Origin of the sequence: Nocardioides cavernae, assembly GCF_016907475.1 — a bacterium.
Taxonomy (GTDB): domain Bacteria; phylum Actinomycetota; class Actinomycetes; order Propionibacteriales; family Nocardioidaceae; genus Nocardioides; species Nocardioides cavernae.
The window spans coordinates 2,967,643-2,979,073 of record NZ_JAFBCA010000001.1; the positions used below are offsets into that span (position 1 = coordinate 2,967,643).

Here is an 11,431-nt window from a genome sequence, read left to right on the forward strand (position 1 = left end):
AGTCATCAGGATGGACGGACAGACGCCTCGGGAGCGTCACCGCGGGCGCTGCACCCGCGTCTCATCCGCGTGTCCGCCGTGACCGGAGTCCGCTTCCAGCTCGAAGGAGCGCACGACCCGCTCCAGCGCCTTCAGGATCGCGGTCGTGCCGATCAACGGTTCCCCGGGGTCGCCCGCACCCGTCAGGAGACGCGCACGAGGGCGGCGGGGGTCGTGGGCCTCCGTCCAGAGTCGCAGCACCACGATCACGTCGTGGGCCGCTGGTCGGTCTGGGTGCACCGACAGACTGTGGGCGCGGCGCGTCACACGCACGTCACCGGACTGGGACCACGGCTGGATCTCCCTGGATCGGTTTTGGATCCTGCGATCCATGGTCACCAGGAGGTGGCCCGCAGCACGATCGTGGGACCGAGCTGACAGTCCGGGGAGACCGTCTCCATGAGTCGAACGCGCGCCATCATCGCAGGACCCTTCGCGAGCTCACCGTTCGCGAACGGCCTCCGCATGTTCCTTGCCGACTCGGGCCAGTTCGACACGGTCGAAGCCGCCGACCACTCCGCCGTGGACGACCTGATCGTCGGGGACCGCCCCGTCGTCGTCATCGGAGAGGGGACCGACCTGGGCTGGGCGCTCGACCTGTTGGACCGCGCCGAGCACGTGTCCGTCGTCCTGCTCAACGACGCCGGCCGCCGGGCGGTGATCGCCGTCGACGACCCCAGCGCGCAGCACCTGGTCCGGCTCATCGAGGAGCTGGGCGCGCCGGACGCAACGGGCGCCGGGACGCGGACGGTGGCACGCCTGCACCTGGTCGATCCGTCCCGCAGCGGGGACGGGTCGACCCAGGCGGGGGACCTTCCGTACGTCGACAACCCGATCGACACAGACCCGATCCCCTCGGACCCGCCTCTGGCCGACCTGGTCCCGGTGATGACATGGCTCGAGCTGGTGCTCGGTGCGCGGCTGCTGGAGCGGGTGGAGCAGGCCGGTGAACCGTCGTTCGCAGGGTGGACCGCCTCGCCGGGCGACGCCCTCGCCGGTCTCGGGCTCGGGGACTGCTCCGTCGGCGAGCTGAGAGGCCGGCTGGCCGAGGTGGATCGTGACCTGGTCGTCGAGCGGCGTGGACTCCCCGATGTCCTCGTGACGGCCGCACGCGTCTTTGGGTTGGGCGACGGCGAGCTGCGGTCCCTGTTGCTGGCGCTGGCCCCCGAGCTCGATGGCCGGTTCGGGGTCGCGATCGGGGTGCTGCACGACGACCTGAACCGACGGAGGCCGAGCCTCACGCTGCTCGACGAGCTCCTCTCGACGCGATCCGGCGCGTGGCGTTGCCGGCAGGAGCTCGGCGCCCCCGGGTCGCTCCTGGACCGCCGGCTCGTGCTGCCGGATCGACGGGACCCGACCGTCCCCCTGGTCGAGGCCGGTCTGCTGCCACTGCACGCGTTGGTCGCGTCGTTGTACGCGCCGACCGTCGGGGCGGCGGTACGGGCGACCGGTGCCCGCCTGCTGCCGTACCGCGGCGCCGTCGTCGCGGCCAGCCGAGCGGAGGGCCTGACGGCCGACCGGTTGGCCGCCGCCGTCGCGAAAGCCGACCGCACTGCACTCGTACGGCTCGCCGAACCCGGTGGTCGGTGGTTCGAACGAGTCGCGGCCACCGCGGGGCTCCCGCTCATCGACGGTGATCTCGCCGCGGTCGAAGGACGCCCGCTGGACGAGGTCGTCGCCGGCTGGCTGTGCCTCGCAGCCCTGGCCGGCGCCGGGCTGCAGCTGCGGGGCGTTCGCGAGCTGACGGCGCCTGACCACCGGCGCCTGGGGGAGGTGTTCGGCTCGTTCGACGGGACAGTCGTCGCGCTGGCGTGCGACGGACCGTGCCCCGACGTGGAGGCGGACACCTCGTCGGTCGTGCTGTCCAGACCGGAGCTGGGCGTCGTCGAGCGCATCGACATGTGGTCTGCCGCTGCGGCCAGCAACGGTCTCGTCCTCTCGGAGGTCGACGCGACCGCGCTGGCCTCGACGCTCCCGCTCGGTCCGGCAGAGATCGCCGACGCGGTGGCCCGTCTTGCGCGGCAGCCACGGGAGGCGGGGGAGCCGATCGCCCGGCTGCTGCGGCACGTCGCCGTCGACCAGGAGAAGGACGCGCTGCCGCCGAGCGTACGGTCCGTCGCGACGCGGTTCTCGTGGGACGACCTGGTCCTGGCGGAGAAGGCCAAGACCGAGCTGCGCTCGATCGCGGCCCACTTCACGTGGTCGGCCTCGGTGCTCGACCGTTGGGGCTTCGTCGACCGGCTGACGTACGGCCGGGGGGTGTCAGCGCTGTTCAGCGGCGCGAGCGGCACGGGCAAGACGATGGCGGCCCAGGTCCTCGCGCGCGAGCTGGGTGTCGAGCTGCTGCTCGTCGACCTCTCACGGACCGTGTCGAAGTACCTCGGCGAGACGGAGAAGAACATCGACACCGCCTTCCGCGTGGCGGAGCGACGCGGCGCACTCCTGCTCTTCGACGAGGCGGACGCGCTGTTCGGGAAGCGGTCCGACGTGAAGGACGCCCACGACCGGCACGCCAACGTGGAGGTCGCCTACCTGCTCCAGCGGATGGAGGCGTTCGAGGGCATCGCCATCCTCACGACGAACCTCAAGCAGAACATCGACGACGCCTTCCTCCGGCGCCTGCGCTTCATCGTCGACTTCCCCCTGCCCGACGCCGCGGCACGAGAGGTCATCTGGCGGCAGGCGTTCCCGGACCGTGCTCCGCTGGCGGACGACATCGACTTCGGCTTCCTCGGGCGCCGGCTGCAGCTGACGGGTGGGACCATCCAGCAAATCGCGCTGCACGCTGCCTTCGCGGCGGTGGACGGCGGAGCCATCGAGATGCGGCACGTCCTCGCCGCGACCCAGCGCGAGCTGGACAAGCTGGGGATGTTCGACGCCGGACGGGCTCTCGAGGGTCGCGCGGCGCGGGTAGGTGCGGCATGAGCGCCGACGCGATCGCCGACCTGACCTCGGCGGTCCGCGACCGCATCGAGGCCGCCGTGGGCGCCAACAGCGTGCACATCGGACCTCCGGTGGGCGCTGACCTCACGGCCGGCGAGTCGGTCACGCTCTTCCTCTTCCACGTCGAGCCCAACCGCGAGCTGCGCAACGTCGACCACTACGTCGACCCACCCGGTGGCGGACCCGACGACCTGTTGGCCGTGTCCGAGGGCCTGCCGCTGGACCTGCGGTACGTCATCTCGGTCTTCCGTCGACCCACGAACGCCGCCGACCCAGTGGAGCTCCAGGTGCTCGGGAAGCTCGTGCAGGCCCTGGCCGCGCGGCCGACGTACACCGATCCCGTGCTCCCCGGCCAGACGGTGCGCCTCACGCCCGAGCCGTACCCGATGGAGGAGATGAGCCGCGTCTGGGGGTTGTTCCCGACGACGCCGTACCAGTCGTCGATCGTGTACCTGGCCAGTCCGGTGGTCATTACCTTCGCGACGCCGACACCCGCGGCGCCGGTCACGCAGCGCAGCCTCCGTGGCGGCGTGCTCACCGGCACCGGGAGCGTCTTCGGCGACCGCTCGCTCCCGGAGGTCGGACCGTGACGGGCGCGATCGAGTTCCCGGCCCTCGGCCCGAGGGTCGACGAGGTCACGGCCGTGCTGGTGCCGGCCGACCGGGCGAGCCGGCGCGCCGTCACGTCCGGGGTGACGGCCGTGCTCTGGGACCCGACGACCGACCGCGCGCTCCCGGACCGCGTGGTCCGCAACCTGAGCGGTGGTCTGGTGCTACTCAACCGGCCGCTGGGGCAGGACTACACGTTCCGGATCGATCCGACAGGAGCCGGCTACGCCGGGCCAGTCCCGGTGACGTTCCGACCGGTCGCGGCGAGCCGCCGGCGCATCGTGTGGCTGGCCAGCCGCCCGGACTCCTCGATCGAACCGGGCACGACCACGGTGCGAGGTGTCGTGACCCGGAGCGCTGCGGGCGCGTCAGCGTCCGGGCTCGATGTCGTGGCGGTGCCGCGCCGGGGCGACGGAGCGGCACCCGCGGTCGGCGATCCCGAGTTCGTCGGCATCACCGACGCGCGTGGCGGCTTCGCGGTGGCCCTGCACCTGGAGCCGGCCGACGACGGCGACCTGGCCGACCCGGTCGAGACCACGATCACCCTCAACCGTGGCGCGAACCCGCACCGCGACATCGTCGTGCAGCTCCGGCACGGCCGCGAGCACGTGTTCGCCGAGGCACTCGTCCTCGACGGCAGCAACGAGCCGCCCTTCACGGACGGGGCCTGACCGTGGCCAACACCTGCAGCCGGATCGGCGAACCGAACCGTCCATCCCGTCCCCCGAGGAGGTAACTGATGCCTGAGTACCTAGCACCCGGTGTCTACGTCGAGGAGATCGAACGTGGTCCCAAGCCCATCGAGGGAGTCGCCACCAGCACGGCCGCGTTCCTCGGCGCGACGGAGCTGGGGCCGAGCCGACCCCGCCTGGTCACCAGCTTCAGCGAGTACATGCGCTACTTCGGCGACATCTTCAGCGACAGCGCCTTCCTGCCGTACTCGGTGCGGGCGTTCTTCGACAACGGCGGCCGCCGCGCGTACATCGCGCGCATCAGCGGCGCGAACGCCGTCGCAGCGAACGTCGACCTGGCCGGCTTCGCCCTGACTGCGACCGGAGTGGGGACGGCGTACCACCGGGTGCAGGCTCGTATCGAACCCGGCACGACGAGGAACGGCGCGGGCGACCCGGTCGGGTTCCGGTTGCGGATCTGGTACTGGTCGAAGGCCGCACCGAACATCCCGTACGACGTCCAGGCAGCGGACGATGCGGGTGGTGACCCGCCCGGCCCCCGGCCGAACGTGACCGAGGACTTCGACGACCTCAGCGTCGATCCGGCGTCACCGTCGTACTTCGAGAAGCGCGTGAACGGGAACTCTGCGTTCGTGGAGATCGAGGCGGCGGGTGCCGCACCTCCTCAGCTTCCCGGCGGCGCGACGTCCGCGGTGCTCGCCGACGGAGTCGACGACGACGTGCTGACCCTTCCGAGCTTCCTGGGTGACGCCCAGGACCCGAACCAGCGGAGGGGTCTCGCCGCGCTGGCCCTGGACCGCTACCGCGACGTCGCCATCGTCCACGCGCCCGCTGCGGCGTCCGATGTCGTGCAGGCCGTGATCACCCACTGCGAGCGCAACCGGTTCCGCTTCGCCGTCGTGGACTCGGAGGCCGACCAGGCCGACGCGAGCAACCTGGACCCGCGGACCACCCTCCGGGACAGCACCTACGCGTCCTTCTACTACCCGTGGATCTTCGTCAGCGACCCGCGGAGCGGTGCGCGCAGGAAGGTCCCGCCGGGCGGCGCGGTCTGCGGCATCTACGCCCTCACCGACAACACCACCGGTGTGTGGAAGGCGCCAGCCAACGAGGTGGTGGCGGGGGCCATCGACATCGAGTACGAGGTCACCACTGGGACGCAGGAGGTGTTGAACCCCCGTGGCGTCAACGCCATCCGCCGCTTCCCGGGCCGCGGCATCCGCGTGTGGGGCGCCCGGACGCTCTCCAGCGACCCGCTCTGGAAGTACACGAACGTCCGGCGCCTGTTCATCTTCCTCGAGGCCTCGATCTACTACTCGACCCAGTGGGTGGTCTTCGAGCCGAACGACCCACGCCTCTGGGCTCGGGTCCAGCAGACCATCACCCTCTTCCTGCGCACCCAGTGGCGCGAGGGAGCGCTGTTCGGGGAGAAGGAGGAGGAGGCGTTCCGGGTCGTCGTCGGCAGGGCGACCATGACCGAGGACGACATCCTCAACGGCCGGCTGATCGTCGAGATCGGCATCGCGCCCGTCCGTCCCGCCGAGTTCGTCATCTTCCGGGTCTACCAGCAGACCCAGGAAGCCACTTCGTAGCGCCGCGACCCGAGAACGGAGAACCCCATGGCACGGCAAGACCCACTACGGAACTTCCGCTACCGCCTGGAGATCGACCAGATCCAGCAGGCCGGCTTCGCGGAGGTGGCGATCGGTGACCTCTCCAACGAGCCCATCGAGTACCGCGAGGGCGACGAGGTCACGACGGTGCGCAAGCTCAACGGGCTGACCAAGTACGCCAACGTGACGCTCAAGTGGGGCGTCACCGACAACCTCGAGCTCGCGAACTGGCACCAGCTGGTCGTCGACGGCGTCACCCCGCTCGACGACGCCCGGCGCAGTGTGGTGATCCGGCTCCAGGACGAGGCCGGGCAGGACAAGGCGGCGTGGGAGCTCACCAAGGCGTGGCCGTGCAAGTACGACCCCACCGACCTGAACGGCAAGGGCAACGAGGTCGCCATCGACACGCTCGAGCTGTGCAACGAGGGCATCAAGCGGATCAAGTGAGAGGAGGTGGGACGAGATGTTCCAGACAGAGGTCGAGTTCACCCTGCCGAAGGGCTACCTGGACGACGAGGGGTCCCTCCACCGCGACGGTGTGATGCGCCTGGCCACTGCGGCCGACGAGATCCTGCCGCTCAAGGACCCCCGGGTGCAGCAGAATCCTGCCTACCTCACGATCATCGTGCTGGCACGGGTCATCACCCGGCTGGGCTCCGTCCCGTCGATCAACACCAAGGTCGTCGAGGGTCTGTTCGCCTCGGACCTGAGCCACCTCCAGGGTCTCTACGAGCGGCTCAACGGCGACTCGACCGATGCCTTCGCCCCGGGCGAGGAGGCAGACCCGCGCGAGCCGGTCGGGCTCAACGCGTTCGACACGGCCGGAGGTGTCGTCCGGTGATCCTCTACCCCGTCGACCAGCTCTACGAGGAGATGGCGTTCATCGCCTTCCACTTCCACTGGTCGCGCGACGAGCTGATGGCCCTCGAGCACGGCGAGCGCCGCCGCTGGTGCGAGGAGATCTCGTCGATCAACCGTCGCTTCAACGACCAGGCCCCGAGCCTGCTCGACGTGGTGTGAGGCCCGGTCATGGCGCGCTCCGACCCCTACCGGGCCTTCCGCTTCCGGATCGAGATCCAGGGACTCGTGCAGGGCGGGTTCCGCTCGGTGGGAGGCATGGAGAGGACCACGACCGTCGAGCCGTACCGCGAGGGTGGCGTGAACGACTTCGAGCACCAGCTGGTCGTCCAGACGACCTTCCCGCCGCTCACCCTCCAGCGTGGCCTCGTCGAGTCGACGCTGTGGGACTGGCACCAGGACGTGATCGACGGATCGGTCACCCGGAGGGACGTCACCATCGAGCTGCTCGACGAGTCCGGCCAGCAGGCGTGGCGCTGGGTCTGCCAGGGCGCCTTCCCCGCCAAGTGGTCCGGAGCCGATCTCGACGCGGTGTCAGGGTCGATCGCCACCGAGTCGGTCGAGCTCGTGCACCACGGGATCAGGCGCCAATGAACCGCCCGACCATCCCGCTCCGACTCGCCGGCCGGCCGACCCGGCACCGGCGGGTACGACACCGCCCGGTCGCACTCGTCCTCCGACGCCCGCCGCGGCTCGATCCGGCCGCGCCGCTCCCAACGATCCGTGCGGGTGACCAGGTCGCCGTCACGCTGGCGCCCCGCTTCACGGTGGTCCTCCAGCAGTTCCTCGCCGCCGCCGCGGTGGTGGACCGTGCCGAGCGGCCGGCCGGGGACGGCCGTCGGGGTGCCCCCGGGGCGAGCGGCAAGGCCGACCGGTCGGTGGTCGTGCACCACCACCGGACGCCGGCGTTGCCCTGGCCGGGGCGGTCCACGACCGTGCTGGTCGAGCGAACCACCGTCGCGCTGCTGCTCTCCCGCCACGCAATGAGCGCTCCGTCGAGTCCGGCCGTCCCGCCGCAGGCGTGGTTCGGGGGGATCACCAGCGCGCCGACGACACAGGTCGCCCGCCCGCAGCGAGGGGCACCGTGGCGGTCGGACTCCCGCCCCGCACCTTCTCGGAGCGGGCCCGGTCCGGCGTACGCTGTCGGGCTCCCGGTCCCTCGCCGTCGCGGCACGCTCGACCCCTCCGAGCGTCGCCACGTCCGTCGGGTGACCCGAGACCCGCTGACCCGCGAGTGGGCTGGAGGGCGCGAGGGCGGCGGTCCTCCCGCCCCGACCACGTATCGCGCGCTGCCACGTGTGGAGCTTGCGCTGGGTGCGTCGGCCCGTCAGGAGACGCGGCACGTCCCTCGCGACGCCCGGGTGGCGACCGTCTACCGGCAGCAGCCGTCCACACAGGTCGCGACGCCTGCACGGCCGCGGACGCCCGCGCTCGACGCACCCGTGGTGCGTCCGACCATCGACATCGACCACCTCGACCGCGAGCTCTGGCGCCGGTTCGAGAAGCGCGCCCGCACCGAGCGCGAGCGTCGCGGGCGAGCGTGAGGTCGCCATGCGGCAGCAGCTGACACGAGCAACGGTGGAGGTCCTCGCGGGGAGCGCGAAGGGCACGGTCGTCGAGGTGCTCTTCAACCCCACCGAGTACAGCGTCGAGCACTCCGCCAGCTTCGGGCAGACCGCTCCGCCCGGCCTCGACAACCCCATCACCCAGTTCGTCAACGGGAACGCGCAGGTCCTCACCATGGACCTGCTGTTCGACACCTACACCGACGGCGGCGGCGAGGACGTGTCGGAGCGGACCCGCCAGCTCACGGACCTGGTCCACATCGACGGCGACCTCCATGCACCGCCGACCGTCCGGTTCTCGTGGGGCGTGTTCCTCTTCGACGCCGTCATCGAGAAGGTGAGCCAGAGGTTCACAATGTTCCTCGCCGACGGCACACCGGTGCGCGCGACGCTCTCGGTCACGTTCACCCAGTACCGGACGATCCAGGAGCAGCTGGAGCAGCCTCGGCGCAACTCGGCCGACAAGACCAAGCGTCGGGTGGTCGAGGGGCCGGACAGCCTGTGGCTGCTCGCCGACCGCGAGTACGGCGACGTGGCCCACTGGCGCACGATCGCCCGGGCCAACCGGATCGACGACCCCCGCCGGGTGGCGGCGGGCACCGTCCTGGTGCTCCCGCCCCTTGACGACGAGACGGTGGAGGTGCGGCGTGGCAGCCAAGGCGCTTGACGAGCTGGCGCGGGAGCACGCGGACTTCTACGTGCCGACCTTCACCGTGACGGTGGGGGAGCGCGACGTCGTACGCGACCTGTTCCTCACCGTGTCCAACGTGCAGCTGGACCTGAAGGAGCGCACGCCGGGCCAGTTCTCCTTCACCGTCGCCAACGCGTTCGACCTCGAGCGCCGCGAGTTCGAGGCCATGCGCGGCGACCGGCCGATCGACCTGTTCGAGCTCTTCGCGTTCGGCAGCCCGGTGCGGGTACGTCTTGGCTACGGCACCGGCCCGGCAGTCGAGCTCTCGGGCCTGGTGACCGAGCTCTCGACGAGCTTCTCGTCCGGAGGGACGCCGGAGCTGACGATCAAGGGCTTCGACGCGCTGTACCCGCTGACGATCGGGAAGAGCACGAGGAACTGGGAGGGCCGGCGCGACAGCGACGCCGTCACCGACGTCGCCAGGGGCCGGGGGGTCACGGCCGATCCCGAGCGCACGGAACCGGTCCGGCCGCGGATCGACCAGAGCCAGCAGACGGACATGGCGTTCATCGAATTCCTGGCCGAGCGCAACCAGGCAACCTTCTACATGCGCGGGGACCAGCTCTACTTCGGTCGTCGGCACAACCAGGACAGCGCCGTCGTGTCGCTCTCGTGGGGCTTCGGACTCGTCTCGTTCGCCCCCGAGGCCAATCTCGCCCGTCAGGTCACCGAGGTCCAGGTGCACGGCAGGTCGGCCACCGAGGGGAAGGAGATCGTGGGCACCGCGAAGCGCGGCGACGAGACAGGTCGCGACACCCGGGCGTCGAGCGGCAGCGAGCGGGTCGTCAACGCGCTCTCGTCCTCGCCGATCCTGAGCGTCCGGGCTCCCGTCCACACCCAGGCCGAGGCGGACGAGCGCGCCAAGGCGATCCTCGACGAGCGCGCCCAGGACTTCGTCACCGGAAGCGGCGAGTGCATCGGCCTGCCCGAGATCGTCCCCGACGTGAACATCGAGCTCGGCGGGATGGGCCGGGGCTTCAGCAAGACGTACTGGGTGTCCGAGGCCACCCACAAGCTCGACAGCGGCGGCTACAGCACGTCGTTCAAGGTGCAGGAGACGACGGTGTGATGGACGGCATCTTCGGCGCCACCGACCAGACCGAGCGCGAGGCCGACGGCTACCTCAGCGGACCGATGGCGGGGGTGGTGACCGACAACCGTGACCCGGACGGGCTGGCCCGGGTGCGGGTGCGTCTGCCGTGGTACGAGGACGGGTCCACCAGCTACTGGGCCCGGCTGGCGGTGCCGATGGGCGGTGACGCTCGGGGCACCTACTTCCTCCCCGAGGTCGACGACGAGGTGCTCGTCATCGCGGAGGCGGGCGACCCGTCACACCTGTACGTGATCGGCTCGCTGTGGAACGGCAGGGCGAAGCCGCCGGCGTCAAACGATGACGGCAAGAACAACGAGCGCCTGATCCACAGCCGATCGGGGCACCGGCTGCGCTTCGTCGACGACGAGGCGGCACCGGAGATCGACCTGGAGCTGAAGGACGGCGCCCACATCCGGCTCGACAAGGACGGTGTCCTCATCGACGCGGGCAACGGCAACTCCATCTCGATCGGTTCCTCGGGAACGGTCGAGATCACCGCCGCGCAGAAGCTGGCCCTCAAGGCGTCGACGGTCTCAGTCGGCGCCGACGCGTCGGCGGAGGTCAAGGCGACCGGCACGCTCACGCTCAAGGGCGCGACGGTCCAGATCAACTAGGAGGGGAACGATGGGACAGCCAGCGGCACGTGTCGGCGACCAGACCAGTCACGGCACGCCGTTGGGACCGGGGCCGGGTTCGGCGACGGTGCTCATCGGCGGCATGCCGGCGTGGCGGGCAGGGTCGGACACCCACACGTGCCCGCTCTCCGACGGACCCAAGCCCCACGTCGGTGGTGTGGTGGCGATGGGGAGCGTCACCGTGCTCATCGGTGGCCTCCCAGCGGCCCGGCAGGGCGACCAGGTGGTCGAGGCGAGCGTGCCGAACCTGATCGCGGCGGGCGCTCCGACGGTGCTGATCGGTTAGCCATGGCCGACCTGTCGTCGTACGACTTCCGCGGGACCGGGTGGGCCTTCCCGGTCACGATCGGCGCGGGCGCGATCGCCGCGGTCACCGGGGACGAGGACGTCCGTCAGTCGATCCAGCTGATCCTCGCGACGGCCAAGGGTGAGCGGGTCATGCGACCGGACTTCGGGTGCGGCATCCACGACCTGGTGTTCGCCGCGGTCAGCACGCAGCTGGTCACCCGGCTCCGACGAGAGGTGGAGGACGCACTGCGGACCTACGAGGCCCGGATCGAGGTCCTGCGCGTCGCCGTCGGGACCCGGGACCTGGACGTCGGCCGGCTGGACGTCGAGATCGACTACCGCGTGCGGGCGACCAACCAGACCGGCAACTACGTCTACCCCTTCTACTTCCGGGAGGCGTGAGGAC

Annotated in this window: 15 protein-coding genes; 14 read left to right on the plus strand and 1 reads right to left on the minus strand. The window is 70.9% G+C overall.

The window, feature by feature from the left end:
• Positions 1-36: 36 nt before the first annotated feature.
• Positions 37-279, minus strand: a complete 243-nt coding sequence (locus JOD65_RS13975) for a hypothetical protein (protein WP_191195546.1) — start codon at positions 277-279, stop codon at positions 37-39.
• 159 nt (positions 280-438) lie between these two features.
• Between JOD65_RS13975 and JOD65_RS13980 the strand changes: the two genes are divergently transcribed.
• The 14 genes from JOD65_RS13980 (at position 439) to JOD65_RS14045 (ending at position 11,427) form a co-directional block, all read left to right on the plus strand.
• Positions 439-2,964 carry an ATP-binding protein gene (locus JOD65_RS13980; RefSeq protein ID WP_204811184.1) on the plus strand — a complete coding sequence of 842 codons (2,526 nt, stop codon included), beginning with the start codon at positions 439-441 and terminating at the stop codon, positions 2,962-2,964.
• Positions 2,961-3,572, plus strand: coding sequence for a Pvc16 family protein (locus JOD65_RS13985; protein WP_191195547.1), 612 nt, complete (start codon positions 2,961-2,963; stop codon positions 3,570-3,572). The genes JOD65_RS13980 and JOD65_RS13985 overlap by 4 nt, the downstream gene beginning before the upstream one ends.
• Positions 3,569-4,261, plus strand: a complete 693-nt coding sequence (locus tag JOD65_RS13990) for a hypothetical protein (protein ID WP_191195548.1) — start codon at positions 3,569-3,571, stop codon at positions 4,259-4,261. The genes JOD65_RS13985 and JOD65_RS13990 overlap by 4 nt, the downstream gene beginning before the upstream one ends.
• A gap of 68 nt (positions 4,262-4,329) precedes the next feature.
• Positions 4,330-5,874, plus strand: coding sequence for a phage tail sheath family protein (locus tag JOD65_RS13995; protein WP_191195549.1), 1,545 nt, complete (start codon positions 4,330-4,332; stop codon positions 5,872-5,874).
• Between the two features lie 27 nt (positions 5,875-5,901).
• Positions 5,902-6,342 carry a phage tail protein gene (locus JOD65_RS14000; RefSeq protein WP_191195550.1) on the plus strand — a complete coding sequence of 147 codons (441 nt, stop codon included), beginning with the start codon at positions 5,902-5,904 and terminating at the stop codon, positions 6,340-6,342.
• A gap of 16 nt (positions 6,343-6,358) precedes the next feature.
• On the plus strand, positions 6,359-6,736 hold the full coding sequence (locus JOD65_RS14005) for a hypothetical protein (RefSeq protein ID WP_204811187.1): 378 nt from the start codon (positions 6,359-6,361) through the stop codon (positions 6,734-6,736).
• Positions 6,733-6,915 (plus strand): DUF6760 family protein, encoded by a 183-nt coding sequence (locus JOD65_RS14010; RefSeq protein WP_191195551.1) that lies wholly within the window; start codon positions 6,733-6,735, stop codon positions 6,913-6,915. The genes JOD65_RS14005 and JOD65_RS14010 overlap by 4 nt, the downstream gene beginning before the upstream one ends.
• A gap of 9 nt (positions 6,916-6,924) precedes the next feature.
• A complete protein-coding gene (locus JOD65_RS14015) occupies positions 6,925-7,347 on the plus strand; it encodes a phage tail protein (RefSeq protein ID WP_191195552.1) in 423 nt (140 codons plus the stop codon).
• Positions 7,344-8,297, plus strand: coding sequence for a hypothetical protein (locus JOD65_RS14020; RefSeq protein ID WP_191195553.1), 954 nt, complete (start codon positions 7,344-7,346; stop codon positions 8,295-8,297). Before JOD65_RS14015 ends, JOD65_RS14020 begins: the two co-directional genes overlap by 4 nt.
• 34 nt (positions 8,298-8,331) lie before the next feature.
• Positions 8,332-8,985: a CIS tube protein gene (locus tag JOD65_RS14025; RefSeq protein ID WP_204811188.1), complete on the plus strand. Its 654-nt coding sequence runs from the start codon at positions 8,332-8,334 to the stop codon at positions 8,983-8,985.
• Positions 8,966-10,078, plus strand: a complete 1,113-nt coding sequence (locus tag JOD65_RS14030) for a phage late control D family protein (RefSeq protein ID WP_191195555.1) — start codon at positions 8,966-8,968, stop codon at positions 10,076-10,078. Before JOD65_RS14025 ends, JOD65_RS14030 begins: the two co-directional genes overlap by 20 nt.
• Positions 10,078-10,716 carry a phage baseplate assembly protein V gene (locus JOD65_RS14035; protein WP_191195556.1) on the plus strand — a complete coding sequence of 213 codons (639 nt, stop codon included), beginning with the start codon at positions 10,078-10,080 and terminating at the stop codon, positions 10,714-10,716. The genes JOD65_RS14030 and JOD65_RS14035 overlap by 1 nt, the downstream gene beginning before the upstream one ends.
• 10 nt (positions 10,717-10,726) lie before the next feature.
• On the plus strand, positions 10,727-11,023 hold the full coding sequence (locus JOD65_RS14040) for a PAAR domain-containing protein (RefSeq protein ID WP_191195557.1): 297 nt from the start codon (positions 10,727-10,729) through the stop codon (positions 11,021-11,023).
• 2 nt (positions 11,024-11,025) lie between these two features.
• The gene (locus JOD65_RS14045; RefSeq protein ID WP_191195558.1) at positions 11,026-11,427 is read left to right on the plus strand and encodes a GPW/gp25 family protein; all 402 of its coding nucleotides are present in this window, start codon (positions 11,026-11,028) and stop codon (positions 11,425-11,427) included.
• The last annotated feature ends 4 nt before the right edge of the window (positions 11,428-11,431 follow it).

Coding starts and splice junctions, on each gene's coding strand:
- JOD65_RS13980 (WP_204811184.1), top strand. CDS start 439: ATGAGTCGAACGCGCGCCATCATCGCAGGACCCTTCGCGAGCTCACCG.
- JOD65_RS13985 (WP_191195547.1), top strand. CDS start 2,961: ATGAGCGCCGACGCGATCGCCGACCTGACCTCGGCGGTCCGCGACCGC.
- JOD65_RS13995 (WP_191195549.1), top strand. CDS start 4,330: ATGCCTGAGTACCTAGCACCCGGTGTCTACGTCGAGGAGATCGAACGT.
- JOD65_RS14000 (WP_191195550.1), top strand. CDS start 5,902: ATGGCACGGCAAGACCCACTACGGAACTTCCGCTACCGCCTGGAGATC.
- JOD65_RS14005 (WP_204811187.1), top strand. CDS start 6,359: ATGTTCCAGACAGAGGTCGAGTTCACCCTGCCGAAGGGCTACCTGGAC.
- JOD65_RS14015 (WP_191195552.1), top strand. CDS start 6,925: ATGGCGCGCTCCGACCCCTACCGGGCCTTCCGCTTCCGGATCGAGATC.
- JOD65_RS14020 (WP_191195553.1), top strand. CDS start 7,344: ATGAACCGCCCGACCATCCCGCTCCGACTCGCCGGCCGGCCGACCCGG.
- JOD65_RS14035 (WP_191195556.1), top strand. CDS start 10,078: ATGGACGGCATCTTCGGCGCCACCGACCAGACCGAGCGCGAGGCCGAC.
- JOD65_RS14040 (WP_191195557.1), top strand. CDS start 10,727: ATGGGACAGCCAGCGGCACGTGTCGGCGACCAGACCAGTCACGGCACG.
- JOD65_RS14045 (WP_191195558.1), top strand. CDS start 11,026: ATGGCCGACCTGTCGTCGTACGACTTCCGCGGGACCGGGTGGGCCTTC.